The organism is Actinomadura sp. BRA 177 (assembly GCF_013372625.1).
In the GTDB taxonomy this organism is placed as follows: Bacteria; Actinomycetota; Actinomycetes; order Streptosporangiales; family Streptosporangiaceae; genus Spirillospora.
In genome coordinates this window covers 1-24,498 of record NZ_JABXFD010000339.1, presented here as the reverse complement: position 1 = coordinate 24,498, position 24,498 = coordinate 1, and the positions used below count along the sequence as shown (strand labels likewise).

The following is a 24,498-nucleotide window of genomic DNA, read 5'->3' as shown; positions in this document are numbered from 1 at the left end:
TCCGTTGCGTGGCCTGGGGAATGTGTTGAGTGGCCAGTCTCCACGTCGTCGTCGATCCCGGCCATCCCCGCCAGCCCGAGTTCCGCGGTGCCCTCGCCCCAGCCGCCGTACTCGAACTCGTCCGCGTCCACGGCCGTCTGGAGGTCGCCCGGCGTGTCGTCGCCGGGGACGGTGTCGCTGACGGTCACCTCGAAGCGGCGGTCGGCGCCGCTGAGCTCGAGGCGGACGGGCTCGTCCGGGCAGTGCCGGCGATGCGCCTCCACGGCCCGCGAGCACGCCTCGCCGACCGCGAGCCTGACCTCGTCCAGCAGCGGCTCGGCGACGCCACTGCGGCGGGCCACGGCGGTCACGATCAGGCGGGCGGTCCGTACGTGGACGGGCAGCGCGCTGAAGGACAGTTCAACGGTCGACATCTCAGCTACAGGCCGCCTACTTGGCGTCCTTGCGCTTCGCCTCGGCATCGGCGATCGAGTCGTGGATGCCGAAGACCTTGGTCAGCCCCGTGATCCGGAAGATCTTGAGGATGCGCTCCTGGGTGCACACCAGTTCCAGCGAGCCGTCGTGGGCGCGGACCCGCTTGAGCCCGCCGACGAGGACGCCGAGGCCGGTGGAGTCGAGGAACTCCACCTTCTCCATGTCCACGAGCAGGTGGAACTTGCCCTTGTTGACCAGGTCGATGAGCTTCTCGCGAAGCTTCGGCGCCGTGTAGACGTCGATCTCGCCCTCCACGTTGATGACGGTGAGGCCATCGTCGGTGGTGTAGTCGTTCACCTTCAGGTCCACAGATCCTCCACGCGCCGTGCAGCACTATCCGATCCCGATGCCCGGGCCGCCGAACGGTAACCCGGCCCATCGAGACTTAGCCGTGATTCAACCACGCTCCGGCGTCGTGCACGCACGTAATCGCCCACTCGGGCGAAAGTTCGCGCCATCCCGTCTGACCTGCTGATCTACGGCCAGGGCAGGGGGGACGGGCACTCCGGCGCCGGGGCGTTCCCGTAGTTTTGCCCAGGCTGGCAAACTGAAAACCTGATGGGCGTCCAAAGATCTTCAACTCCCCTCGACCGGCTCCTCGCCGACCCGTCGCGACGCGACCGCATCACCCATGTGGAACGCGTTCCCGCACGTCAGGGCCGCCGTGCCGGGTGGCCGGCCTGGTCGCCCCCGCTGCTCGTCGAGCGGCTCGCGGCGGCGGGCATCGAGGCGCCCTGGGAGCACCAGGCCGCCGCCGCCGAACACGCCCGTGCGGGACGGTCTGTGATCATCGCCACAGGCACCGCGTCCGGCAAGTCCCTCGCCTACCTGCTCCCCTGCATCGAGGCGATCTATGCCGGGGAGGAGAATCCTCGCCAGGAGGGGACGATCCTCTACCTGTCGCCGACCAAGGCGCTGGCCGCCGACCAGCTCCGCGCGCTCCGCTCCCTGCACCTCACCCGGGTGCGGGCGGCGACCTACGACGGTGACACGCCGCAGGACGAGCGGACGTGGGTCCGGCAGCACGCGAACTATGTGCTGACTAATCCGGACATGCTGCATCGGTCGATGCTGCCGGGGCATGCACGCTGGTCCTCTTTCCTGCGCCGCCTCCGGTACGTGATCATCGACGAGGCCCATGGATACCGGGGGGTGTTCGGGTCCCACGTCGCGCAGGTCCTGCGTCGCCTGCGCCGCTTGTGCAAGCGGTATCACGCGTCCCCGACGTTCATTCTGGCGTCGGCGACGACGTCCTCACCCGCCTCTGCCGCGTCCCGCCTCACTGGGCTGGACGTTGTCGCCGTCGACGACGACGCCTCACCACGCGGCCCCGCGACGTTCGCGCTCTGGGAACCACCCCTGACAGAACTGCGCGGCGAGCGCGGCGCCCCGGTTCGCCGTACCGCCACGGCCGAGGCAGGTGACCTTCTGGCCGACCTCGTTGTCGAAGGCGTTCAGACGCTCGCGTTCGTCCGTTCTAGGCGCGGGGCAGAGTCGGTGGCACTCAGCGCCAAGCGCGCGCTGCACGAGGTCACTCCGGCCTTGGCCGACCAAGTCGCCGCCTACCGCGCGGGATATCTGCCCGAAGAAAGGCGTGCACTCGAAGCGGCCCTTCGCTCTCGTTCCATCGTCGGGTTGGCGAGCACGAACGCCCTGGAACTCGGCGTTGACGTCTCCGGGCTGGACGCCGTCCTCGTCTGCGGCTGGCCGGGCACCCGCGCCTCCCTCTGGCAGCAGGCGGGACGTGCCGGACGTTCCGGACAATCAGCCCTTGCCGTCCTCGTCGCCCGGGACGATCCGCTCGACACCTTCCTCGTCCACCACCCCGAGGCGATCTTCGGTACACCGGTCGAGGCGACGGTTCTCGACCCCGACAACCCCTACGTCCTGGAACCGCACCTTTGCGCCGCCGCGTCCGAGATGCCGCTCACCGAGGACGACCTCCCGCTGTTCGGCCCGGCGACCGCCGACCTGCTGCCCGACCTCGTCCGCCGCGGCCTCCTCCGCCGGCGTCCCGCGGGCTGGTACTGGACGCGCCGCGACAAGGCCGCCGACCTGGCCGACATCCGCGGAGCGGGCGGCGCCCCCGTCCAAGTAGTGGAAATGTCGACGGGACGCCTCCTCGGCACCGTAGACGAGGCATCGGCGCACACGACCGTCCACGAGGGCGCCGTCTACATCCACCAGGGCGAGTCCTACATCGTTCAGACACTCGACCTGGACGATTCCGTAGCGCTCGTAGAAGCGGCCGACCCCGACTACTCGACGACCGCACGCGATGTGACCGACATCAGCATCGTCGAACGACTCCGCTCGATCTCCTGGGGCGAGGCCACACTCTGCTACGGAACCGTCGAAGTCACCCGCCAAGTGGTCGCCTACCAGATGCGCCGCCTGCAAACAGGCGAGATGCTCGGCGAGAAACCCCTGGACCTACCGCCCCGCACCCTCCGCACCCGCGCCGTATGGTGGACGCTCTCCGAGTCGCAGATCTCCTCTTTGGACGACCTCGACCTAGCGGGCGCCGCCCACGCCGCCGAACACGCCTCGATCGGCCTGCTTCCCCTATTCGCCACATGCGACCGCTGGGACATCGGGGGCGTATCCACAGCAGTCCATCCCGACACGGGCCTCCTCACCGTCTTCGTGTACGACGGGCATGAGGGCGGCGCCGGATTCGCCGAACGCGGCTACGCGGACGCCTCGTCCTGGCTGCACGCAACACGCGACGCCATCGCCTCCTGCGAGTGCGACGCAGGCTGCCCGTCCTGCATCCAGTCCCCCAAGTGCGGCAACGGCAACGACCCCCTGGACAAGCAAGGCGCCCTAACCCTCCTAGCCGCCCTACTAGCCCAAGCCCCACCCCACTGACACGGAGTCAACGCAGACAGCACAACACGCGACCGGTGGCCAGCGCCCAGACAAGGACATCGAGAACTAACCCCGCGCCGTCCGCCGCGCGCAGGGCGTTCGTCCTGGCACTGGTGCGGCCCGCGACCGGCGAGGTCAGGTCAACCACCGATGCGGTTCATTCGCTAACCAGGGTTAATGGGTCATGGCGGTTTGGTGAGTGGACGGGCCGGTGGTGTGGGCGTATGCCGGTGGTATGGCCAGATACCCCCAGGGCGGCGGGATGACCGACGCGGGCCGTGAACGGCGGGAGCGGGTGAGGATGCAGGCCGCGCAGTGGTTCGCAGATGGGCGGCCCAACGCGTGGATCGCCGCGCAGTTGCGGGTGGGGCTGCGGCAGGTGGAGAAGTGGCGGCAGGCCTGGCGCCAGGGCGGGCCGGAGGCGTTGCGGTCCAAGGGCCCGCATCGGCGGGCGCGGCTGGACCGGGCGGCGTTCGCGCGGTTGGAGGCCGAGTTGAACCGCGGGCCGGCCGCGCACGGGTATGCCGATGACCAGCGGTGGACGCTGGGGCGGATCGCGGCGCTGATCAAGAGTCTGTTCGGGGTCGAGTACACCCTGCCGGGGGTGTCGCTGCTGCTGCGCCGCAACGGCTGGTCGGTGCAGGTCCCGGGGCGCCGTGCGATCGAGCGCGACGACCAGGCCGTCGAGGTGTGGAAAGAGCAGGTGTGGCCGCAGGTGGAAGCACCGCGGGCGACCTGGGCGCCTGGATCTGCTTCCACGACGAGACAGGTCAAGGGCTCAGGCCGCCGCGCGGACGCTCCTGGTCGCGGCGGGGACACCGGCCGCGGGTGAGGGTGCACGGCGGTGACCACGGCGGGCGGGTCTCGGTCGCCGGGATGGTCTGCTACCGGCCCGGGCACCGGCCCCGGCTGATCTACCGGCTGCACCACTACCGTCGCCGCAAAGGCGAACGTGCCGCCTTCACCCTGAACGAGTACAAGAGCATGCTGCAGGGCGCCCACCAGCAGTTACCCGGCGGGAAGATCGTGCTGGTCTGGGACAACCTGAACATCCACCACTCGGCCGCGATGCGCGCGTTCATCGACGCCCACGCCGACTGGCTGCAGGTGTTCTACCTGCCCGCCTACGCCCCCGACCTCAACCCCGCCGAGAGCGTGTGGTCCCTGCTGAAACGCTCCATGGCCAACTTCCTGGCCACCGACCTGGACCACCTCACCGGCATGATCAAGCACCGCCTCAAAGTGATCCAGCACCACCCCGACGTGATCGACGGCTGCTTGACCACCACCGGCCTCACCCTCACCACCACACCCGCCAACACTAATTGACCCTGGTTAGTAGGCCGCTTGGTGCTCGTCCAGCGCTGACTGCGGTTGCCCTCTGGCTGGTGTTTGCGTCGCGCTGAGCCGATAGCGCCTGGGTGGGGTGGCCTCGGTGCGACGCACGCGCGGGCAGCGACCGATCCAGCAGTCAATGCGCCGAACCGACCCAGTCATAAGAGACGCTGTCAGTTCGGTGCGACGCGTTGGGCGGGTACCGAGGGCTGGTCGTCCATTCCGCGTCGGGCCTGGGCGAGCGCCTGCTGCAGCTTCCGCCGCTCCAACTCGAGCGTCTGCAGGGATTCCTCGTGCTCGTCCCGCAGGTCCCGCAGTTCACGACGCATGTTCATCGCGCGCCTGAAGCCCAGCGTCGCGACCGTCACGCCGGCCATGAACACGATCGCCACGACGGCGCCGGCCATGAAGACGTGCCACTGCTGCGTGATCCCTGGAATCTCGTCGCCGAACACGGACATCTGGGCATTTCCCGAGTTGTCCAGCACCACGGCGACACCCACCACCACGGCGGCGAGCGCGACGATCAGCCCCAGGAAGATCATGCGGAGGTCTCCTCTCCATCAGGCCCAACGGGGACAGGGCCGAGGTCTCGGACGACAGTGACGCATTGCCGGACGATCCGGGCGATCCGACCTGGCAAGGCAGCCTAGACCCTGCCCAAACCGCCCCGCCAGCCCTCCTGATCACACCCTCACCCACCAGCAACGCCTCCCGCACACCAGACCAACGCACCCTCCACCACTCCCGTACACAAGGCCAGCACCACCGATCCCCGATAGCGCCGATTCACCAGACAAGCCCCAGACAACCCCCAAACCCGCCGCCCCCGCACCGCAGCACCAGCCGACCATGCACACCACGCAGCAGGGACGTCCATCCAGCACCACCCGCCCACCTTGACCACCACCGACACCCACGGGGCCGCGCACACCGCGCAGTAGGGACGTTCCTCCGGAGTACCCGCCCACCTGAGCAGCACCAGCACCCACCGGGTCGTGCACACCGCGCTTACCAGGCCCCGGGCTCGCAGGAGCGATGAGCAGGAACATTGGGTCGCCCAGGGCGGAGCAGGTGCCCGCGCTGAGCAGCCGCGGTCAGATGGGAAGCCATACACGGTGCGCGTCGCCAGGTTGTGCTCGACTAGCGGGCGCTAGTGCTGGCCCACCTGTGCCGGCTGCTGCTGAGCGACGAACCGGCCGGTCGGCAGATCTTCCGCCGACGGCACGCGCTGAAGCCCGCCTGGCTCGGCTCCTCCCCGGCGCAGCCCGCGCCGAGAGGACCAGGCGCTGTGCGCCGCCTGGCTCACGGTGAACGAGTTCGGCGTCCTGCTAGGAGGAGCAACGCATCCCACACCCGTCTGGGATGTGCGCGGGGCAAGGGCCGCGCCTGGAGCCGTTCGGGACGGTTACTTGCGGCGGTGGCTGCGCTTGGGCTTCTTGGCCTGGCTGGAATCGGCGATGCGGACGTTCACGCCGCTCGCACCCTTGCCGAGAGTCGCGGGACGGCGGCCGGGCTTGGCCTTTGCGGCGGAACGGCTTCCATCCGGCGTGTTGCGGGACTTCGCCGGCTTGGTACCGGCCGCCAGGACCGGAGCCGTCTTCGCGATCGCCTCGGCGCGTGCGATCTGCTCGCGCGCCTTGCTGACCCGCTTGCGGCCAGTGCCGCCACGTGCGAGCCGGGCCGCCATGCCGCTGCTGCTCGTACCCGCCTGGGCGACGCGCAGGCGGCGCGTCCACGTTCCGAGGTGGGCGGCGACGATCAGCAGGATCAGCGCGATGCCCACGCTCTTGCCCCACTGGAGGCGGTCGGTGGCCGCAATGTTCTGGGCCTTCGGCGAATCGGTGGCGATCTGCGGCGCCGGGTAGGTGAAGCCGGGCGTCGCGCCGTCCGGCTGGACGGACGGGAGCGTGACCGGCGACTCGTTGTTGAACGGCGTCAGCGGCGTACTGGCGCTCGGCACGCTCGAGTTCGAGGGGAGGGACGGAGCACTGCCGCCGGGAAGCGACCCGGATCCGCCGCCCACCGTCGCGGTCGCGGAGGAGGTGCCCGAGTACAGCGACCCGCCGGTCCCGGTGGAGCGCTTCGCGCGGACGCCCACGGACACGGCGCCGCTCGACCGGGTCAGCGAAAGGGTGGCGGCGCAGCTCGTCCCCTGGCAGAGGGAGCCGAGCGAGCCCGACTTGGATTTCACGCCGGAGCCCGCGAGCGCGTAGCCGGTGAGGTCGTCCTCAAGGCCGCGGTTCCACTTCACGACGAGCTTGCGGCCGGACACGTCCGCGGACACCCCGGTCGGGGCGGCCGGCGCGATCCGTACGGTGAAGGTGTTGGAGTCGTAGATGTGCCCGGTCTGCTTGCCCTTCAGGAAGACCTTGTAGCGACCGTTCCGGGTGATCGGGAAGGTCCCGGACATGTCGCCCGAGAAACCCCGCTCCGCCAGGAACGTGTCACCGATCCCAGGGCCTTCCACCCGCAACTGCATGGTGATCGCGAAGTCGAAGTGAGCCTTGGCCGTCAGCTGGGACCCGCTGGTGATGACCGCCCCGTTCGCCGGGGTGATGACACTCGTCGTGGCGGCCTGTGCGGGCAGGGCGCCGAGCACCGGGAAGCTCATCGCAAGGGGCGCCGCGAGCGCGACCGCACCGATCCTGCGAATGATGGTCACGCCTCAATCCCTTCGACAGCGTCCTGCTCGTCTCATCCCGCCCTGAGCCTCGCGGGGGGCACACGCGTCCGGTGGTAACTATGGGCTTACAGCAGCGTAACGTACCACTGGGTAACAGAAGTCACAGGACGATGACAATGAGGAACGTGTGCACATCGCCTGTGCCCCCTCCCACCCTATTGACATTCAGTTCAACGAGCCGTGTCGCGCCAGGGTACGCCGTCTCGTCCCACAGGGCCAGCCCTGGCCCGAGAAACGACTCGCAGGCGTCCGATCCCCATCGGCACCTTGAGACGGACGGTCACCGAGACGTCGACGACTTCTCCGTTCACCCGGCACCGCGACAACCAGGCACCGGACTCAGCCGCGATGTCCTCGGCCCGCCCGCACGCGGATCCGCTGCCTTCCGCGACCCGCGCCGCCGCCGCCAACGCCGCCATGTCCGCCGCCGCATCGCCCCGATGCCGCGCTCCCCGCACTCCTCCCACCGCGATCGCCGCCACACCGGTCACCCACACGACCGCCGCGAACGCCACCACCCAGATCGCCCCCGCCCCCCGATCCGTCCCGTATGACCACGGCCTGGCCACCAACCGCCACCACCCCTGCACAACACCACCTCCGATTCACCCATCCGGACGCCGAGCCGCTCCCATGCTGATTGCGGCGGTTTCAACTGGCTCCCCTGGAGCGACCTCATCTGGCCCTCCCTGAAGATCCAGTGGCGGCTGGATGCGGCCCCGATTCAGGCAATCAGCGACAAGAAAGAACTGGTCACGTGGGCCCAAATCAGATCGCCGCAGGCATGCCACCGCTGACGGTGGGGCCACTCCAAGCCGCGCCTAGGTGGGGCCGCCCGAAACCGCCAGAACCACCCATGCCGCAAGCCGGCTCTCTGCACCGCCTAACCGGACGGAATGCCTGAGTCCTCACCTCGTCGCTGACATCCAGACAAGCTCACCAGTACCGGCCCCAAGGCGCTCAGACACTCACCCGACCGAGCCACAAACGCACCGATCACCAGCGCCAAGACCCACAGGCTCGTCTCCGCGCTGACAGGCAGGCGAGCTCACCAGTCGCCGGCGCTAAGGGTCGGATTGTCACCTCCTCGCTGACGGTCAGGCGGATCATCGAGGTCGAGGTGGACGCCGGGTTCTGTCGCGGCGGCGACGTGGGCGTGGACGGTCAAGGGTGGAAGGCCGACCGCCGCGGGAGGTGCGACAGGGGCGGAGACGTCCACGTGCACTGTGGCCTCGTCGCGGCGGACCTGCACCTTCGCTCCCTTCGGGACGGCCCTCGCCACGAGTTCGCGAACCGCGGTGAGGGACTCGCCGCGCGCCGCCGCGCGGGCGCCCGTCCGGGCGGCGTCCGTGCAGGTGAGCTGCACGGACACGGCCGACAGGCCCCACAGTGCGACGGCTGTGATCAGTACGAGGGCGGGGAGTGCCACGGCGATCTCCGCCGTGGCCATTCCGCGGTCCCTCAGCCCGCGAGCTTGAGGGCCTTCTCGATGATCTGTAAGAGCAGGGACTTCACCTGCGAGCTCGTCACGATCTTGAACAGCAGGCCGGCGAAGGCCGCCGCGGCGATGGTGCCGACCGCGTATTCGGCGGTGGACATCCCCCGGTCCCCGCACATCCTCGCCCATCGCCGCACCACCATCTTCATCGCCCGCATGGGGCTCCTTTCGCTCGTGGTTCTCGTCAAGGCTGCAGTGCGGAGGCTCCACGCCGTGACCGAACGCGCTTCTGTGGATAACCTCGGCTCACCAGGGCAGGAGGATCGTTGCGGCGATCCCCGCGATGGCCGGGACGACGCCGAGCAGCACGAAGGCGGGCAGGAAGCACAGCCCGAGCGGAGCCAGCGCTCGGATGCCCGCCGCACGGGCCCTGGCGGCGGCCTCCGTCCGCGCCACGCGGCGCTGGTCGCGCGCGAGGCGGCTGAGGGTGGGCGCCAGGGCGGCGCCCGTGGACGCCGCGCGAACGGCCGTCCGCGCGAGCGGCGCGAGCATCGGCTCCTTTGTTAACGCGAGCCAGGCCTCGGTCGGGTCGGCGCCCAGCCGGATCTGGACGGAGACGGCCCGTAGCTCGTCCCCGAGCGGCCCTCCCACCGCATCCGCGACCGCGGCGACCGCGTCCTGCCAGGGAGCACCACCGCGCAGGCAGGCCGCGAGGAGATCCACTGCGACGGGCAGGTCCGCGATGAGCCGCGACCGCCTGCGCCGGCGCTGCGCGCTTCCAATACGGCCGAACGAGAACCAGACGGCCACCGCGGCGAACACTCCGACAACGCCACCTGTCAGACCGCCCAGCGTCACCAGGCACAGCACTCCCGCCGCCCCGGCGGCCACACGCCGAAGAAGGACGTCACGCCGCCGGCCGTCCTGTGGGCGGTCCCTATCCTCGTCGCCTCCCTGCCCGGGGGAAGTCGCTCCATCGTGGCCTCGGCGCCACAGGGCCCGACTGCTTGGCGCCGCATGTCTCGGCGGAGGCCCCCGAAACTGCCCCGCCAGTCGCTTCGCCGCCCTGTTCGTCCGCCGAGGCAGAAGGAACCCCGACACTGCCGCACAGAGCACAACCGCCAACACAGTCATCACGTCACCTACCTCTCGTAGCCCACACCCGACCGTCCCTCCGCACTCGGCGGTTCGCCCATCAGCACGCCGCCCCCAGTTGGTCCAATTGGGTTGAAGCCCCCAGCCGCGGGGGCTTCTCAGGCGCGACATACCGAAACGCAGGAGCCATTTGGGACGTCCCCGAGTCCACGCACACGCGGACTTCCGTGTCGTGGCTGGTCAGCTGGGTATTGCTTTCGCCCAGCACACCGCACCGGGTCGCGCCATCCCAATAGCCCCGCGCAGCCGGCGCACTGCGCCTGGCGTCACGGCCAGGCTCGGTGATGGGCGCGGTGCCTGTGGCTCGAACCTGGAGCTGGGGGGCTGATGGCCTTGTGTGTTTTGGATGGACGGGTTAGTGGGATGTTTCGGCGGATTTGGCCAGGCGGCGGGTCCAGTGGAGGCCTAGCAGGTTGAGGGTTGTGCCCGTGATCAGGCATGCCAGGCCGGGGAGGGTGCCGCAGAGGAACGGGATCGGGTGGGCGCCCAGGGCCGCGGCCATGGCCAGGCCGAGGAGCGGGAGGAATGCGAGCAGGCGGGCCGTGGCGCGAGGGCCGGCCAGTTGGACGGACACGTCCTGACGCTGCGCCTCTTCATCGCGGAGGGCGCCCGCCAGGCCGTCCAGGACGGTGGCGAGGGTGCCGCCGCGTTCCGCGCCGATGCGCCAGCAGGCCGCCAGGAGGCGTAGCCCTTCGGCTCCCGGCCGGGCCGCGAGCTCGTCCAGATGGTCGGGCGGCGGGCGAGGGACGCGGAGGAGTTCCCGGGATACATGCGGGTCCAGGACGGTGGCGGCCGCCGTGAACGCCTCGTCGGGGGTCCGGCCGGCGGACAGTTCGGCGGCCATGGCGTCGCAGAGCTCGATGACGGACGTCCGCCAGCGGTGTTGCCTGGTCCTGCGCTCTCGTAGGGCTTCGACTTTGGCTTTCAGGACGCGCAGTGGGTCTCCCGGAGGAGCGGCCACGAGGCGGTCCAGGCGGCGGAGGGCGGGGGCAGGGGTCAGCAGCATCCAGACGGCGGTGGCCGAGCAGAGGACGGCCAACACGGTGATCACCGGATTCCTCGCAGGCGAGTGTGGAGAGCGTCGGCGCCGTGGGCTGGGACGACTTCGCCGGACGCGGTGAAGGAGACCGCGGGAACGACGCCGACCAGCCCGTCCGACGCCCGGCGCAGGAGGCAGATCTCGGCCACGCGGCGACGGCCTCCGCCCGGGTCGCGGACCAGATGGACGACGATGTCCAGCGCGGCCGCCATCTGGCTGTGGACGGCCTCCCGGCTCAGGCCGGCGGCGCACGCCAGCGCTTCGAGCCGCGCCGGGACGTCCGCGGCCGTGTTGGCGTGCAGCGTGCCGCAGCCTCCTTCGTGGCCCGTGTTGAGTGCCTGAAGCAAGACCACGACCTCTGGGCCCCTTACTTCACCCACCACGAGGCGGTCGGGGCGCATGCGGAGTGCCTGGCGGACGAGGTCGTTCAGAGTCACGCCGCCAGCGCCCTCCATGTTGGGAGGACGGGCCTCCAGCCGCACCACGTGCGGATGGGCCGGTTTCAGCTCGGCGGAGTCCTCGACGAGGAGCAGCCGTTCCGCCGGGTTCGCCAACGAGAGCAAACCGCTCAAAAGCGTGGTCTTGCCCGTCCCGGTGCCGCCGGTGATCAGGAAGGCGGCACGGGATTCGATGAGCGCGGCGAGGAGTTCGGCGCCTTCGGGTGGGACGGTCCGCGCCGTGACCAGCTCGTCCAGTGTGAAGGCGCGGCGCCGGGGCAGCCGCAGGGACAGGCAGGTGCCGCCCGCGGCCACCGGCGGGAGGACGGCGTGGAGCCGTACGCCGCCGGGCAGCCGGGCGTCGGCGTACGGGGCCGCGTCGTCGAGCCGCCGCCCGGCTGCGGCGGTGAGGCGCTGGGCCAGGCGCCGCAGCGTCGCCTCGTCGGTGAAGCGCACCGGGGTGCGGACGAGGCCGGAACCCGTGTCCGCCCAGACCTCATCCGGACCGTTCACCAGGACGTCGGTGACATCGGGCGAGCGAAGCAGCGGCTCCAGCGGACCTGCCCCGACGAACTCGGCGCATAACTCGTCCGCCAGCGCCAGCACCTCACGGTCGCCGAGCAACCGTTCCTCCGCACGCAGCGCCGCGGCGACCCGGCCGGTCGTCGCCTCCCCGCCACTGCCGGCCAGCCGATCCCGCACCGCATCGGACAACCTCGCCATATCGCCTCCTGTCTCGTCTGTGGAAGAACACCGCTCGGCCCGCACCACGGGCTTTGCTTCCTGCGACGCGCGACGCGCGACCCGCTTCCGGAGAACGCCCCTCATCCCCGGGCATCCGACGCGCTCCGAGCAGCGCCGCTCAGACTGCGACGCGCTTCCGGGGAACGGCCCTCACCCCCGGAATCCGACGCGCTGCGAACGGCGCCGCTCCGCCACGTCTCTGGTCGCCGGGTCAGGCTGCTTCTCGGTAGGCGTAGGGCTGGAGGGCCAGGTCGGCCAGGGTTTTGGTGCAGAAGTCCGTTAGGGGGCCGCGGCGGCAGGCTCGGGGGAGGTCGCCCTCGTCCATGGCGGTGGGGAGGCGGCGGTCGCGGTCGAAGGTCCCGGCGGACGGGAGGTCGAGGGCTTGGGCGACCGCGTCCGGGGTGAGGCCGCCGGGGGCCGGGCCCTGGATGACCAGGCGGAGGTCGGCGGTGTCGCGGCGGAGGGCGGTGGCCAGGCCGTCGGCGGCGACGGTGGCACGGACCTCGGCGGGGACGAGCAGGAAGGTGACGTCGGCGGAGCGCAGCACGGCGCGGCCGACGTCGCCCGGGTAGCGGGGGACGTCCGCGATGACCAGGTCGAAGCCGCGGGCGGCGGCGTCGAGGAGGGCGCGGACGGCCTCGTCGGAGACGGGGACGGGCTCGCCGCGGCGCCAGGACAGGACGGACAGGTCGCCCGAGCGGGGCAGGGTGTCGCGGAGCGCGGCGGTGTTCAGGCGGCCGCGGCGTTCGGCGAGATCGTGCCAGCGGACGCCCTCGTGCTCCTCCAGGCCGAGCATGAGGTCGATGCCGCCGCCGAACGGGTCGGCGTCGACGAGGAGGGTGCGCAGGCCCTGGCCTGCGGCGGCCAGGCCGAGGGCGGTGGCGAGGACGCTGGCGCCGGCGCCGCCGCGGGAGCCGACGACGCAGAGGGTGGTGGCCCAGCCGCCCTCGGGTTCGCAGGCCGCGGCGAACGCGTTGATCAGCCAGTCCTCGTGGTCGGGCAGTGCGGCGACGTCCTGTGCGCCGGCCTCCACCGCGAGGCGGTACGCCTCGGAGGTGGCGCCGTCCGAGGTGACCAGGACGACGCCGGGGCGGCGTTGCAGGCCGGCGGACGCCACCTCGGTGGCCATGTCGGCGCCCACGAGGATGAGGGCGGGCCACGTCCAGGCGGGTCTGGCCTCGTCGGGCCCGTAGGCGACTTCGGCGTGGGCGTCGGCGGCGGCCGCGAGCCGGAGCAGGCCGTCGGCGAGGGCGGGATCTCCCGTGACGATCAGTGCCGCGAGGTTCATCGGATGCTCCTTCGACGTTCGGAGACATCCACCTTGCGCGGCCGGGCGGAGCGGCCGAAGAGGTTCCGCCAACTGTGGATAACTTCGCCAGAGCGAGCGGACGGGCGGTGGCGCGGAAGGAACCGCCACCGCCCGTCCGCCCGACGACTGGGCGACCCCCGCCGGGGGGGAGCGGGGGTCGCCTGACGGTCCGGCTCCGGGGGGGTAGAGCCGGTCCGTTTCCCAGGAAAGTCTCAGCGGGAGTTCAGGCTATGCCGTGCGTAAGTCCGCCCTATGGGAGAGAGGTGAACTCACGTTCTCCAGTCTAGGCAGATACAACATATGCTGCCCGACCGTCGAGAGTTCCGTTGAGGTGCAAACTCGGCCGGCGGATGACGATTTTCTCATCCGGCCGGGACGGCGCGCCCGCGGCGGCGCCAGGGCGGCGCCATCCCCTCCACGGCAGGGCGTCCCGTCCTCGCGCACGAGGACGGAAGTGGGAGCGTACAGCAGAACTAAAGATCCTTCCGGGCGCACGACTGATCGGCCGCCAAAAAGAAACGATCACGGTGAGTGATCAATTCTGCGACCCTGATGGGAGTTACGGATAGCCCGGAATATCCCCCGCCCGCCTCAGCGGGCCCCGGCGTCCCGTCCGGCGCCACCCGCGACAACGGTCCGGGCTTTCCGAAGAGGGGCTTGTCAACAGGGCGAATGAGGCGTAGACAGGTCCTACGGACCAAGTGTCCGAGCACGGCAGCCGGGCACCCACGCGCGACCAGCCGCGGGAGGCGCGTCGAGACGGGCTTGACCCGATCCGACGGATTTGAGGTGCACGCTTGGTAACCCGGTGTGACGTGACTGGCGACGGCGTCCCCGAGCGGGGCGCCGTTCGCTTCGTGTGGGGGAGTTCCTACTCGCGGACGTCAAGGCCCAGGGCCGTCGCCAGGACGACCGCCTGATACGGGTCGATCACCGCGCGCTTCAGCTCGGTGGCGGACGGGTCCATTGACGAGATGTCACTGCCGCGCAGATCACAGCCGGAGAAGACCGCCCGGTGAAGGTACGCGCCCGACAGGTCGACCCGGCGGATCTCCGCTCCCGCGCAGCGCGCGCCCGTGAGGTCGGCCTCGCGCATGCGCACGTCCATGAAGGACGCGCGCCGCAGGTCGGCTCCTGGGAGGCCGGTGAACGACCAGTCGCCGCCCTTCACCTTCAACAGGTCGTACGTACAGGCGTCGAACATGCTCCCCACGAGCTTGCACCCCGTGAACGTGGCGTCGAAGAAACCACATCGGACGAACGTGCAGTTGAGGAACGCGGCATCGGTATGGGTGGACGCGTTGAACCGCACCCCGCGGAACGTGCACTCAGTGAAGACGGCACCGACACCAGTGGCCTCGGTCATGTCGACGTCCACGAACAGAACGTTCTCGTGGTTCTCGCCCGTCAGGTCACGCGAATCCCAGTTCGCCGACGAGATCGTGGTCTCGGTGGGCGGTGCAGGACGTCCGTGCATGCGTTCGGCCATACGTCCAGCATGGCGCCACCCACCGACAGGATCAGCCCCGCATGAACGCTTCGCAGATCGCCTGCGAATCCCGTGCGGCGGCGGCGATGGCGGACGAGCAGTGAACGATCCACCGCGCGACACCCTCGGGCGTGCCTGACGCGTAGTCCCGCAAGGCCGAGCTGTACTCGTCCTCCAGTTCCAGGTGCCCGACCTCGGGCGCGACCAGCGACTTGGGGTCGAGCCCACGGGACACCAAGGTGAGGCGCTGAGCGGCACGGGCGACCAGCCCGTCCCCCCACCCGAACGGACGCAGCGTCAGCAGTTCGCCGTGCACGACGGCCGCGACCACCAGCGCCGGCGCTTTCGTCGGGGAAGTGAGCACCCCGCTGAGCGCGTCCAGGCGCGCCGCCACCTCCGACGGCGAGGGCGACCCACCGGCTGTGCGCGGACGTCCAAGTTCGGCACTGTCGACCGCGTCCGCCGCAGCGAGAACATGGAGCCGGGCGAGGGCCTGCCGGGGCGCGTTCCGCCACGTCTCCGTCAACGGCCCCAGTTCGGCCGACACACGCAGCGAGCCCTGCACGACGGGGTCGGACGGGTTGTCGGTGGTGCGCAGTTCGTTTAGCGTGACCGACGCACCGTCCAGGACGGCCGACGCACGGGCACCGCGCAGCGCGGACTCCGTGGACACCTCGGCGCTGCGCCGGCGCAGGATGCGATGGCCGAGCAGCCGGTCAACGGCCTTACGCGCGTCATCGACGGCGCCGGCCACGCCGGGCAGTTTCGCAACATCAGCTAGGGCATCGCTCACGGCCCGACCCTATGCGGTCCGCACATGCACTCGCGAAACGCCCCGCAGAGGCGTAGAACGGAGGCGGTTCCCGGATAGCAGACCTGGGAAGGCAAGTTGTGTCGGGGATCACAACACCATCCGGATCGTGGAGGCCGGTCGAGTTCGTCTTCCACATCAGGGATTCCGGCCTTGTGGAGACCGGGACCTTCCTGGTGGAGTGGGGATACCGGGCGACCCCGCATCACCTAGCAAGGAGTTCGCGTTGAGCCAGAGCCAAGAGACACTGTCGAACCTTCTGCAGGAGACGCGCCGCTTCGCCCCGCCCGCCGATCTCGCCGCCTCCGCCAACGTCACGGCCGACGCCTACGAGCAGGCCGCCGAGGACAGCCTCGGCTTCTGGGCGGAGCAGGCGGACCGGCTCGCCTGGACCAAGCGCTGGGACGATGTCCTCGACTGGAGCAACCCGCCGTTCGCCAAGTGGTACGTGGGCGGTGAACTGAACGTCGCCTACAACTGCGTGGACCGGCACGTCGAGGCCGGACGCGGAGCCAAGGTCGCGTTCCACTGGGAGGGCGAGCCCGGCGACACCCGTACGCTCACCTACGCCGACCTCCAGCGCGAGGTGAACAAGGCCGCGAACGCCCTCCTCGAACTGGGCGTCCGCAAGGGCGACCGGGTCGCGATCTACCTGCCGATGATTCCGGAGCTGCCGATCTCGATGCTCGCGTGCGCGCGCATCGGCGCGACCCATTCGGTGGTGTTCGGCGGCTTCTCGTCCGAGGCCCTCCGGACCCGCATCGACGACGCGCAGGCCAAGCTCGTCATCACCGCGGACGGCGGGTTCCGGCGCGGCAAGCCGTCCGACCTCAAGGGGATCGTGGACGAGGCCGTCGCGCAAACGCCGACGATCGAGCACGTCCTCGTGGTGCGCCGCACCGGCGAGGAGGTCGCCGAGCACGACCGCGACCTCTGGTGGCACGACGTCGTCGACCGGCAGGGCGAGGAGCACACGGCCGAGCCCATGGACTCGGAGCACCCGCTCTACATCCTGTACACGTCGGGGACGACGGGTAAGCCGAAGGGCATCCTGCACACCACCGGCGGCTACCTGACCCAGTGCGCGTACACGCACTGGGCCGTGTTCGACCTGAAGCCCGAAACGGACGTCTACTGGTGCTCGGCCGACATCGGCTGGGTGACCGGACACTCCTACATCGTGTACGGACCGCTCGCCAACGGGTCGACCAGCGTCATCTACGAGGGCACCCCGGACACGCCCAACAAGGGACGCTGGTGGGACATCATCCAGAAGTACAAGGTGTCCATCTTCTACACCGCGCCCACGGCGATCCGCACGTTCATGAAGTGGGGCGACGACATCCCGGCGCAGTACGACCTGTCGTCCCTGCGCGTCCTCGGGTCGGTCGGTGAGCCGATCAACCCGGAGGCCTACATCTGGTACCGCAAGACCATCGGCGGCGACCGCACGCCGGTGGTCGACACGTGGTGGCAGACGGAGACCGGCGCCATCATGATCAGCCCGCTGCCCGGTGTCACGGCCGCCAAGCCGGGCGCGGCGATGCGTCCGATGCCCGGTATCGCCGCGGACGTCGTGGACGACCAGGGCCAGTCGGTGCCGAACGGCGGCGGCGGATTCATGGTGGTCAGGGAGCCCTGGCCGGGCATGCTCCGCACGATCTGGGGCGACGACGAGCGGTACATCAAGACGTACTGGTCGCGCTTCGAGGGCCTGTACTTCGCCGGTGACGGCGCCAAGCGGGACGAGGACGGCGACATGTGGCTGCTCGGCCGCGTGGACGACGTCATGCTCGTGTCCGGCCACAACATCTCCACGACGGAGGTGGAGTCGGCGCTGGTGTCGCACCCGAAGGTCGCCGAGTCGGCGGTCGTCGGCGCGACGGACCCGGTGACCGGGCAGGCCATCGTCGCGTTCGTCATCCCGCGCGGCAGCGCCGGCGACGAGGTGGAGGGACCGGACTTCGCCAAGGAGCTGCGCGACCACGTCTCCAAGGCGCTCGGCCCGATCGCCAAGCCCCGGCAGATCATGATGGTCCCGGAGCTGCCGAAGACCCGCTCCGGCAAGATCATGCGCCGGCTGCTCCGCGACGTCGCGGAGAACCGCAGCATCGGTGACGTCACGACGCTCGCCGACAGCACGGTCATGGACCTGATCTCGGAGAAACTCCCCTCCGCCAAGTCCGACGACTGAGCCTGACCCACCCGAACGGCCCGCGCCCCCAGGGACGCGGGCCGTTCCCGTACCCGTGCGACTGGGCGCCGTGTGGTCATCGGTAAGTTCTTGGGAGTCTTCGGCGGCGCGTTGGGCCTCGCCGGGGTGGGTTTCACCGTTTCGCTGCTGATCGGCGGTTTGGCCTATACCGACCCGTCACAATTCGAGAGAGTGACGACTGCGGTCCTGATCGCGAGCGTTCTCGCCTCGGCGGCCGCGGCCGTCGTCTTCCGGAGAAGGGTGCGTGTGCGCGCGCCCGGACTAAGGAGTAAAGCGATATGTCCGAGGCACTACCGGGCGAGCGCGTGGAGGACAAGTCCGTCGGCGAGTTGGTCGCACTGGCGTCCGGCAACATCTCCGACCTGGTCAGGGCGGAGATGACCCTGGCCAAGATGGAGCTCAAGTCCGATGCCAAGAAGGCCGCGCTCAGCAGCGTGATGCTCACCATCGCCGCGGTGATGGGCGGGCTCATCGTCATCCTGCTGTCGATCTCGCTCGCGCTGGGCCTCGCCGAACTGGGCCTCTGGCCCTGGCTCGCGTTCCTGGTCGTCGCGGTCTTCTACGCGCTGCTCGCCGTCCTGCTGATGTGGCTGGCCAAGCGGATCCTCAAGCGGATCGAGGGCGCGAAGCGGACCCGCAAGACGCTGAAGGACGACTTCACCGCGCTGCGGCGCCGCGGCGACGGCGACGGCAAGCCCGAGCTGACGGTCTGACCGACGCCATGTCCGGGCACGACGCGTCGCTGATCGAGGTCGACGGGCCGTGGACCCACCGGCAGGTCAGCGCCGGGGGGACGCGGTTCCATGTCGCCGAGGCCGGCGAGGGGCCGCTCGTCCTGCTGCTGCACGGCTTCCCCGAGTTCTGGTGGTCGTGGCACAACCAGCTGGTGTCGCTGCCCGCGGCCGGCTTCCGGGCGGCGGCCGTCGACCTGCGCGGATACGGCGGCAGCGACAAGCCGCCGCGCGGCTACGACCTGGTCACGCTGGCCGGGGACGCCGCCGGGCTGGTCCGCGCGCTGGGCGAGGCGAACGCGATCGTCGTCGGGCACGACTGGGGCGGGCTGCTCGCCTGGACGACCGCCGTCTACCACCCGAAGATCGTCCAGCGGCTGGCGGTGGTGAGCGCACCGCATCCGCTGCGGCTGCGGCAGGCCATCGCCGGCGACCCGCGCGGGCAGGGGTGGGCGACGCGGCACACGTTCGGTTTCCAGGTGCCGGTGTGGCCTGAACGGCGACTCGTCCGCGACAACGCGGCATTGGTGGGCAAGCTCCTGCACGACTGGTCCGGGCCAGGCTGGCCGGACGAGCGCACAGAGCAACTGGTGCGCAAGGCAGTACAGATCCCTGGGGCGGCCCACAGCGCGCTTGAGTACCACCGCTGGTTGATCCGGTCGCAGGCCCGTCCGGACGGTATCCGCTACGCGCACCGTATGCGCGTACCCATCCAGGCACCCACACTCCAGCTGCACGGTGCGCTCGACACGTGCACCCTTCCGGCGAGTGCCCAAGGCTCAGGCCGCTACGTGTCGGCCCCTTACCGCTGGAAGCTCATCGAAGGCGCAGGCCATTTCCCCCATCAGGAGCGTCCTCGCGCGTTCGACGCGCAGCTCCTCGGCTGGCTCGCCGACCCGGAGCCCGAACGCTGAACCCCGGGCGTACGGTGGAGCCATGCGCGATCGGGACGAGTCTGGACGCCCACGCAACGCACGCCCACGGGACGCTTACGGACGTCCGCTGCCCCACGGCGCCACCGGCATCCCCACCATGCCGGACGACATCGACATGCCGCCCGGTGAGGCTTTGGTAGAGGCACAACAACTGCTGGACGCCGACCGTCCGTTCCATGCCCACGAGGTACTGGAAGCGGTGTGGAAAGCCGCCCCGGAGCCCGAACGAGAGCTGTGGCGTGGCCTGGCACAGGTCGCCGTAGGGATAACCCATCTCCGGCGAGGAAACGCACGCGGCGCTGAGGCGCTTCTCAGCCGCGCAGCGCAACGTCTCGTCCCGTACGAAACCAACGCTCCGTACAACATCGACGTGCGGGGAGTCGTTCAGCGGGCACGAGACCTGGCCGCAAGCCCCGAGAACGGTCCCGTGACCCTCCGGCTCAAGCTCTAGTCAGAGCAACTCTGCGTGGACACCGGGTTGGTGGCCTTCGCGCCCACACGCGCGTCGGGCGCGACCTCACCGGCGGTGAGCGCGTAGCCCGTGGACGCCGTGTCGAGCGCCGCCGCGAAGATGACGCCGTACACGCGTCCGTCCGTGGACAGCAGCGGCCCGCCCGAGTTGCCCGGCTCGACCTTGCCGCGGATGGCGTAGATCTCGCGGCTGACCTGCCCGGAGTGGTAGATGTCCGGGCCGCGGGCCGTCTGCCGGGCGCGGATCCGGGCCGCGCCCGCCGTGAACGGCTGGTTCTTCGGGAACCCGGCGATGATCGCGTCGTCGCGGACGCGGGCCTCCTCGGCGAACTCCAGCGCCGGCGCCCGCAACCCCGGCACGTACAGCACGGCGACGTCCCGCTTGGGGTCGTACAGGACGACCCGTCCCCGGTTGCTGTCGCCGTTGATCGTCGACACCTTGGAGTACCCGCGCGCGCCGGCGACGACGTGCGCGTTCGTCATGATGTGCTGCGGCGCGAACACGAAACCGGTGCCCTCTATGCGGCGCTGGCACTGCGGCGCCGTGCTGACCACCTTCACGATGCTGTTCTTGGCGGCCTTCAGGCCGCGGGTGCTCAGCACGGACTCGTCCGGCGGCGGCACCTGCACCACCGACTCGCCGCCGAGTCCGTTGAAGACCTGCGGGAACTCGCTGCTCTTCACGAAGCCCTGGAACGAGGTGAACCAGGTCTGCGCCTGCTGCGGCATCACGTCGTTGATGCCGTTGATGATCGAGGAGCCCTTGACCTGCGTCCGGACGGGCTTGAACTCGGAGTTGGCGACCAGGCTCCCGAAGAACCAGGCGACGATCAGCAGCGACATCGCGCTGACGAACGTGCCGCCGACCGCGTCCGCGGTGCGGGCGTTCAGGCCGGTCACCCGGTTGCGCAGCACGGCGCCGAGGGACGAGGCGATCAGCTGCCCGAGGGTGGCGGCGAGGAACGCGATCACGATGGCGAGCAGCGCCTGCTGCGCGGCGCCGTCCACCGCCGCCTCGGCGATCGGCGGCGCGATCAGCACCCCGACGACGCCGCCGCCGACGAAGCCCACGAAGCTCAGCAGGCTCACGATGAAGCCCTGCCGATAGCCCGAGACTCCGAACAGCACGACGAGCACGAGCAGGATGAGATCGAGAACGTGGTCGTGCAGCACCGCTTCACCGTACTGTGCCCGGCCGCCGGTTCACGTCCCCTCGATGTACCAGATCGCGATGCGCAGGATAGCCGTCAGGGGTGACACGCGCCCGTGACCAGGGCGATACCCTCCGAGAAGGGGGCGTTGACCTGCGGATCATGCCCGGCGCGATGGAACGTACCAGTTTGATCGCAATTTACGAGATTCTCAGCCCCGGGCGGCGAGGTCCAGCACCTCGCGCGGCAGGTCCTCGATCTGAGACATGTCCCACGGCCGGTTCCAGCCCCCCGCGTCCAGGACCTGGGTGAGCAGCGCGGCCGTGAACCCCCACACGAGCATGTCGCGGACGCGGAACGCCGGCCCCATCCTGATCCCGGACGGGTGCCGGACCATCACCCGGTTCCCCGGGTCGACCAGCTCGTCCAGCGGGACGCGCGCGACCGTCGCGACCTCCCCCGGGTGGCCGGGCGCGATGTCCGACGGCTCCCGCCACCAGCCGGCGACGGGCGTGACCCGGTGCTCGCTGTGCGACAGGTACAGCTCGGGCAACGTGCAGAGGACGTCCACGCCGGCCGGTTCGACGCCGGCCTCCTCCCACGCCTCGCGCAGCGCCGCCGCGACCGGGCCGTCGTCCTCCGGGTCGATGCGGCCGCCGGGGAACGCGGGCTGCCCGGCGTGCTTCTTCAGCGTGGCGGCGCGCTCGGTGAGCAGGACGTCCGGGCCGTCCGGGCCTTCGCCGAACAGGATCAGGACGGCGGCGGCGCGGGCGCCCGGCGCGGGCCGGAACATCGGCGGCACCGGAATTCTGGAGCTTTCCTCGCGAAAACGGTCAAGCCAGCTGGGGGCGGTCTCGGTCACATTCGTCCCAACCGCGGAACGCTCGCGTTCCTTCCCGTCATGAGAACGGGCCCGGCTTGACGAGCTTGCGCGCGGTCTCCTCATCGGTCGGCCCTTCACCGAAGGACGGGCACAGCCGTGCGAGCGGGCACGCCCCACACGCCGGACGACGGGCATGGCAGATCCGGCGGCCGTGCCAGATGAGCCTGTGCGACAACATCGTCCAGTCCTTGCGCGGGATGAGTTCGCCGATCTCTTGTTCGACCTTGACGGGGTCGTCTTCGGTCGTCCATGCGAAACGCCGTGCGAGGCGGCCGAAGTGGGTGTCGACGGTGATTCCGGGGACGTCGAACGCGTTCCCTAGGACGACATTGGCCGTCTTACGTCCGACACCGGGCAGCTTGACGAGGTCTTCCAGCTTCCCTGGGACCTCTCCGTCGAACTGGTCGCGCAGTGCCGCGGACAGCCCCATGACCGATTTGGTCTTCGCGCGGAAGAATCCGGTGGGTTTCAGGATCGCCTCGACGTCCTCGGGGTCGGCGGCGGCCAAGTCCTCGGGCGTGGGGTACTTGGCGAACAGCGCCGGCGTCGTCAGGTTCACCCGCATGTCGGTGGTCTGCGCCGACAGGACGGTCGCGACGAGGAGCTGGAACGGGGTGCCGAAGTTCAGCTCGCAGTGCGCGTCCGGGTAGGTCTCGGCCAGGATCCGGGTCATCTTGCGCGCCCGCCGGACGAGCGCCAGCCGGGACTCGGGCTCGCGCCCGCGCCCGGACGCCGGGGCCGATTTGGTCGCCATCCCGCCAGGGTAGAGGCTTCCCTAAAAAGACAAGCATGTTCTTTTATGTTAGAGTCAGCCCATGATCCTTGACTCCTCCCGGTGGACGGCGACCCTCGCGGGACGGCGCGTGCTGATCACGGGCGCGGCGCGGGGCATCGGCGCGGCGCTGGCCGTCCGGCTGCACGAGCGCGGCGCCCGCGTCGCGCTCGCCGGCCTGGAACCCGACCTGCTCACCGCCGTCGCCGCCGAGTGCGGGTCCGCGCCCTGGTGGACGTGCGACGTGACCGACCGCGGCAGGGTCGAGGAGGTCGCGAACCTCGCCGTCCAGGAACTCGGCGGGCTGGACGTGGTCGTGGCCAACGCGGGTGTGGCCGCGCAGATGCCCATCATCGGAGGCGACCCGTCCGTCCTGGAGCAGAGCCTCCGTGTGAACGTGCTGGGCGTTTACAACACGCTTCGAGCGGCCGGGCCGCGCATCAGCCATGAACGTGGTTACGCGTTGGCCGTGGCGTCCCTCGCTGCGGCCGTCCATGCGCCTTTGTTGGGTGCCTACAGCGCGTCGAAGGCCGCGGTAGAGGCGATGGGCAACACGCTTAGGGCCGAGCTAAGGCCGTGGGGTGCGAAGGCAGGCGTCGCCTACTTCGCCGAACTCGACACCGACATGACGCGGCGCGGGTTCGACACTGAGGCGGCATCCGCCATGACCAACTCGGGACGTGCGAGCAGCCTCATTTCGGCGGTCACGCCGCTGAAGGTGGGAATCGACGCACTGGAACAGGGAATCGCGCGCCGTTCGAAGCGCGTCGTCGCTCCCTGGTGGGTCGGAGGCGTCCTGCCGGTCCGGATGTTCGCGCAACCCGTCGTCGACCGCACCGTCCAGCGCGGGCTGCGCCAGATCCTCGAAATCGCCCGGAAGGAGCAGGTCGAACTGACCACGCCGCAACCGGACTCCCACCGGTGACGGCACCCCGCGTCAGGCCCGGCGGCATCCGCGACGTCGGCGTGGTGAACTGGCTCGCCTGCCGCGTCGCCGGCCGGGCGACCGGAACCGGCCCGCCCAACCTGTTCCTGACGCTGGCGCGCCGCCGCGGCCTGTTCCGCGGCTGGCTGTGGTTCGCGGGACGGCTCATGCCCGGCGGCACCCTGCCGCGCCGCGAGACCGAACTGGTGATCCTCCGCATCGCGCACCTGCGCTCCTGCCGCTACGAGTTCGACCACCACGTGCGCATCGCGGGGCGCTCAGGCGTCCGGAAGCAGGACATCTCGCGCGTTCAGGAGGGACCGTCCGCCGACGGCTGGACGCCGCGCGAGCAGGCGATCCTCGCCGCGACCGACCGGCTCCACGCCGACCAGGACCTGGACGACGAGACCTGGAAACGCCTCCGCACCCACCTCACCGACGGCGAGTGCGTCGAACTGACCGTCCTGGTGGGCCACTACGAAATGCTCGCCACCGTGATCACCACCCTCCGCATCCAACCCGACCACCCCCACCCTGGAGCCCGCTGAGACGACCGTCCCAGGAGGTCGCCCCCCTGGCTCCTATACACAACTGACGCTGCCGACGAACAGACAAATCACACACTCG

At 70.2% G+C, this 24,498-nt stretch carries 26 protein-coding genes; 10 read left to right on the top strand and 16 right to left on the bottom strand.

Annotated features, from left to right (window positions below; all coding sequences use genetic code 11):
• Together HUX53_RS18015 and HUX53_RS18010 are read right to left on the bottom strand one after the other, a co-directional pair.
• The coding region (locus HUX53_RS18015; protein WP_176404367.1) for an ATP-binding protein at positions 1-413 on the bottom strand (413 nt) is incomplete at its 3' end.
• Between the two features lie 16 nt (positions 414-429).
• On the bottom strand, positions 430-783 hold the full coding sequence (locus HUX53_RS18010) for an STAS domain-containing protein (protein WP_067628471.1): 354 nt from the start codon (positions 781-783) through the stop codon (positions 430-432).
• Between the two features lie 249 nt (positions 784-1,032).
• Between HUX53_RS18010 and HUX53_RS18005 the strand changes: the two genes are divergently transcribed.
• The 3 genes from HUX53_RS18005 to HUX53_RS17995 all read left to right on the top strand — a co-directional run bounded on the left by HUX53_RS18005 (position 1,033) and on the right by HUX53_RS17995 (position 4,674).
• The gene (locus tag HUX53_RS18005) at positions 1,033-3,345 is read left to right on the top strand and encodes a DEAD/DEAH box helicase (RefSeq protein WP_176404366.1); all 2,313 of its coding nucleotides are present in this window, start codon (positions 1,033-1,035) and stop codon (positions 3,343-3,345) included.
• A gap of 235 nt (positions 3,346-3,580) precedes the next feature.
• Positions 3,581-4,177 carry a winged helix-turn-helix domain-containing protein gene (locus HUX53_RS41270; RefSeq protein WP_176404365.1) on the top strand — a complete coding sequence of 199 codons (597 nt, stop codon included), beginning with the start codon at positions 3,581-3,583 and terminating at the stop codon, positions 4,175-4,177.
• Positions 4,081-4,674, top strand: coding sequence for an IS630 family transposase (locus tag HUX53_RS17995; RefSeq protein ID WP_255205380.1), 594 nt, complete (start codon positions 4,081-4,083; stop codon positions 4,672-4,674). Before HUX53_RS41270 ends, HUX53_RS17995 begins: the two co-directional genes overlap by 97 nt.
• A gap of 179 nt (positions 4,675-4,853) precedes the next feature.
• Here the strand turns inward: HUX53_RS17995 and HUX53_RS17990 are convergent, their stop codons facing one another.
• The 11 genes from HUX53_RS17990 to HUX53_RS17940 all read right to left on the bottom strand — a co-directional run bounded on the left by HUX53_RS17990 (position 4,854) and on the right by HUX53_RS17940 (position 15,770).
• Positions 4,854-5,225, bottom strand: a complete 372-nt coding sequence (locus HUX53_RS17990) for a hypothetical protein (RefSeq protein WP_176404364.1) — start codon at positions 5,223-5,225, stop codon at positions 4,854-4,856.
• An 863-nt stretch (positions 5,226-6,088) separates the two neighbouring features.
• A complete protein-coding gene (locus tag HUX53_RS17985; RefSeq protein WP_176404363.1) occupies positions 6,089-7,345 on the bottom strand; it encodes a hypothetical protein in 1,257 nt (418 codons plus the stop codon).
• Positions 7,346-7,536: 191 nt separating this feature from the next.
• On the bottom strand, positions 7,537-7,935 hold the full coding sequence (locus HUX53_RS42270; protein ID WP_309237299.1) for an Rv3654c family TadE-like protein: 399 nt from the start codon (positions 7,933-7,935) through the stop codon (positions 7,537-7,539).
• Positions 7,936-8,414: 479 nt separating this feature from the next.
• Positions 8,415-8,816, bottom strand: a complete 402-nt coding sequence (locus HUX53_RS17975) for a TadE family type IV pilus minor pilin (protein WP_255205376.1) — start codon at positions 8,814-8,816, stop codon at positions 8,415-8,417.
• Positions 8,817-8,827: 11 nt separating this feature from the next.
• Positions 8,828-9,022 (bottom strand): DUF4244 domain-containing protein, encoded by a 195-nt coding sequence (locus tag HUX53_RS17970; RefSeq protein ID WP_217919576.1) that lies wholly within the window; start codon positions 9,020-9,022, stop codon positions 8,828-8,830.
• A gap of 88 nt (positions 9,023-9,110) precedes the next feature.
• Positions 9,111-9,626, bottom strand: a complete 516-nt coding sequence (locus HUX53_RS41265; protein WP_309237298.1) for a type II secretion system F family protein — start codon at positions 9,624-9,626, stop codon at positions 9,111-9,113.
• Positions 9,627-10,314: 688 nt separating this feature from the next.
• A complete protein-coding gene (locus HUX53_RS17960) occupies positions 10,315-11,010 on the bottom strand; it encodes a type II secretion system F family protein (RefSeq protein ID WP_309237297.1) in 696 nt (231 codons plus the stop codon).
• The gene (locus HUX53_RS17955; protein WP_176404360.1) at positions 11,007-12,158 is read right to left on the bottom strand and encodes a TadA family conjugal transfer-associated ATPase; all 1,152 of its coding nucleotides are present in this window, start codon (positions 12,156-12,158) and stop codon (positions 11,007-11,009) included. Before HUX53_RS17955 ends, HUX53_RS17960 begins: the two co-directional genes overlap by 4 nt.
• 232 nt (positions 12,159-12,390) lie before the next feature.
• The gene (gene ssd / locus HUX53_RS17950) at positions 12,391-13,467 is read right to left on the bottom strand and encodes a septum site-determining protein Ssd (protein ID WP_176404359.1); all 1,077 of its coding nucleotides are present in this window, start codon (positions 13,465-13,467) and stop codon (positions 12,391-12,393) included.
• Between the two features lie 892 nt (positions 13,468-14,359).
• Complete coding sequence (locus HUX53_RS17945; protein WP_176404358.1) at positions 14,360-14,977, bottom strand: pentapeptide repeat-containing protein; 618 nt, start codon at positions 14,975-14,977, stop codon at positions 14,360-14,362.
• A gap of 31 nt (positions 14,978-15,008) precedes the next feature.
• The gene (locus HUX53_RS17940) at positions 15,009-15,770 is read right to left on the bottom strand and encodes an oxidoreductase (RefSeq protein ID WP_176404357.1); all 762 of its coding nucleotides are present in this window, start codon (positions 15,768-15,770) and stop codon (positions 15,009-15,011) included.
• A gap of 244 nt (positions 15,771-16,014) precedes the next feature.
• On the opposite strand from HUX53_RS17940, the gene acs reads away from it, so the two are divergent.
• The 5 genes from acs (at position 16,015) to HUX53_RS17915 (ending at position 20,120) form a co-directional block, all read left to right on the top strand.
• On the top strand, positions 16,015-17,982 hold the full coding sequence (acs, locus tag HUX53_RS17935; RefSeq protein WP_176404356.1) for an acetate--CoA ligase: 1,968 nt from the start codon (positions 16,015-16,017) through the stop codon (positions 17,980-17,982).
• Between the two features lie 72 nt (positions 17,983-18,054).
• A complete protein-coding gene (locus tag HUX53_RS17930; protein WP_176404355.1) occupies positions 18,055-18,384 on the top strand; it encodes a Na+/H+ antiporter NhaA in 330 nt (109 codons plus the stop codon).
• Positions 18,282-18,716 (top strand): phage holin family protein, encoded by a 435-nt coding sequence (locus HUX53_RS17925; protein ID WP_176404354.1) that lies wholly within the window; start codon positions 18,282-18,284, stop codon positions 18,714-18,716. The genes HUX53_RS17930 and HUX53_RS17925 overlap by 103 nt, the downstream gene beginning before the upstream one ends.
• Before the next feature lie 8 nt (positions 18,717-18,724).
• Entirely contained in the window at positions 18,725-19,648 is a 924-nt protein-coding gene (locus HUX53_RS17920) for an alpha/beta fold hydrolase (protein ID WP_176404353.1), read from the top strand.
• Between the two features lie 118 nt (positions 19,649-19,766).
• Positions 19,767-20,120 carry a DUF309 domain-containing protein gene (locus tag HUX53_RS17915; RefSeq protein WP_255205375.1) on the top strand — a complete coding sequence of 118 codons (354 nt, stop codon included), beginning with the start codon at positions 19,767-19,769 and terminating at the stop codon, positions 20,118-20,120.
• On the opposite strand, the gene HUX53_RS17910 is transcribed toward HUX53_RS17915, so the two are convergent.
• From HUX53_RS17910 to nth, 3 genes are all read right to left on the bottom strand, one after another.
• The gene (locus HUX53_RS17910) at positions 20,117-21,313 is read right to left on the bottom strand and encodes a MarP family serine protease (RefSeq protein ID WP_176404351.1); all 1,197 of its coding nucleotides are present in this window, start codon (positions 21,311-21,313) and stop codon (positions 20,117-20,119) included. The genes HUX53_RS17915 and HUX53_RS17910 overlap by 4 nt on opposite strands.
• Positions 21,314-21,502: 189 nt before the next feature.
• Entirely contained in the window at positions 21,503-22,084 is a 582-nt protein-coding gene (locus HUX53_RS17905) for a CoA pyrophosphatase (protein ID WP_255205374.1), read from the bottom strand.
• A 106-nt stretch (positions 22,085-22,190) separates the two neighbouring features.
• Positions 22,191-22,928 carry an endonuclease III gene (gene nth / locus HUX53_RS17900; RefSeq protein ID WP_176404349.1) on the bottom strand — a complete coding sequence of 246 codons (738 nt, stop codon included), beginning with the start codon at positions 22,926-22,928 and terminating at the stop codon, positions 22,191-22,193.
• 61 nt (positions 22,929-22,989) lie between these two features.
• Here nth and HUX53_RS17895 point away from each other — a divergent pair, with 61 nt between their 5' ends.
• On the top strand, positions 22,990-23,871 hold the full coding sequence (locus HUX53_RS17895) for an SDR family NAD(P)-dependent oxidoreductase (protein WP_176404348.1): 882 nt from the start codon (positions 22,990-22,992) through the stop codon (positions 23,869-23,871).
• On the top strand, positions 23,868-24,419 hold the full coding sequence (locus HUX53_RS17890) for a carboxymuconolactone decarboxylase family protein (protein ID WP_176404347.1): 552 nt from the start codon (positions 23,868-23,870) through the stop codon (positions 24,417-24,419). The genes HUX53_RS17895 and HUX53_RS17890 overlap by 4 nt, the downstream gene beginning before the upstream one ends.
• Positions 24,420-24,498 lie beyond the last annotated feature (79 nt).

Coding starts and splice junctions, on each gene's coding strand:
- HUX53_RS17990 (WP_176404364.1), bottom strand. CDS start 5,225: ATGATCTTCCTGGGGCTGATCGTCGCGCTCGCCGCCGTGGTGGTGGGT.
- ssd (WP_176404359.1), bottom strand. CDS start 13,467: ATGAACCTCGCGGCACTGATCGTCACGGGAGATCCCGCCCTCGCCGAC.
- HUX53_RS18005 (WP_176404366.1), top strand. CDS start 1,033: ATGGGCGTCCAAAGATCTTCAACTCCCCTCGACCGGCTCCTCGCCGAC.
- HUX53_RS17945 (WP_176404358.1), bottom strand. CDS start 14,977: ATGGCCGAACGCATGCACGGACGTCCTGCACCGCCCACCGAGACCACG.
- HUX53_RS17915 (WP_255205375.1), top strand. CDS start 19,767: ATGCCGGACGACATCGACATGCCGCCCGGTGAGGCTTTGGTAGAGGCA.
- HUX53_RS17955 (WP_176404360.1), bottom strand. CDS start 12,158: ATGGCGAGGTTGTCCGATGCGGTGCGGGATCGGCTGGCCGGCAGTGGC.
- HUX53_RS17905 (WP_255205374.1), bottom strand. CDS start 22,084: ATGTTCCGGCCCGCGCCGGGCGCCCGCGCCGCCGCCGTCCTGATCCTG.
- HUX53_RS17895 (WP_176404348.1), top strand. CDS start 22,990: ATGATCCTTGACTCCTCCCGGTGGACGGCGACCCTCGCGGGACGGCGC.
- HUX53_RS17925 (WP_176404354.1), top strand. CDS start 18,282: ATGTCCGAGGCACTACCGGGCGAGCGCGTGGAGGACAAGTCCGTCGGC.
- HUX53_RS41270 (WP_176404365.1), top strand. CDS start 3,581: ATGGCCAGATACCCCCAGGGCGGCGGGATGACCGACGCGGGCCGTGAA.
- HUX53_RS17970 (WP_217919576.1), bottom strand. CDS start 9,022: ATGCGGGCGATGAAGATGGTGGTGCGGCGATGGGCGAGGATGTGCGGG.
- HUX53_RS17920 (WP_176404353.1), top strand. CDS start 18,725: ATGTCCGGGCACGACGCGTCGCTGATCGAGGTCGACGGGCCGTGGACC.
- nth (WP_176404349.1), bottom strand. CDS start 22,928: ATGGCGACCAAATCGGCCCCGGCGTCCGGGCGCGGGCGCGAGCCCGAG.
- HUX53_RS17975 (WP_255205376.1), bottom strand. CDS start 8,816: ATGGCCACGGCGGAGATCGCCGTGGCACTCCCCGCCCTCGTACTGATC.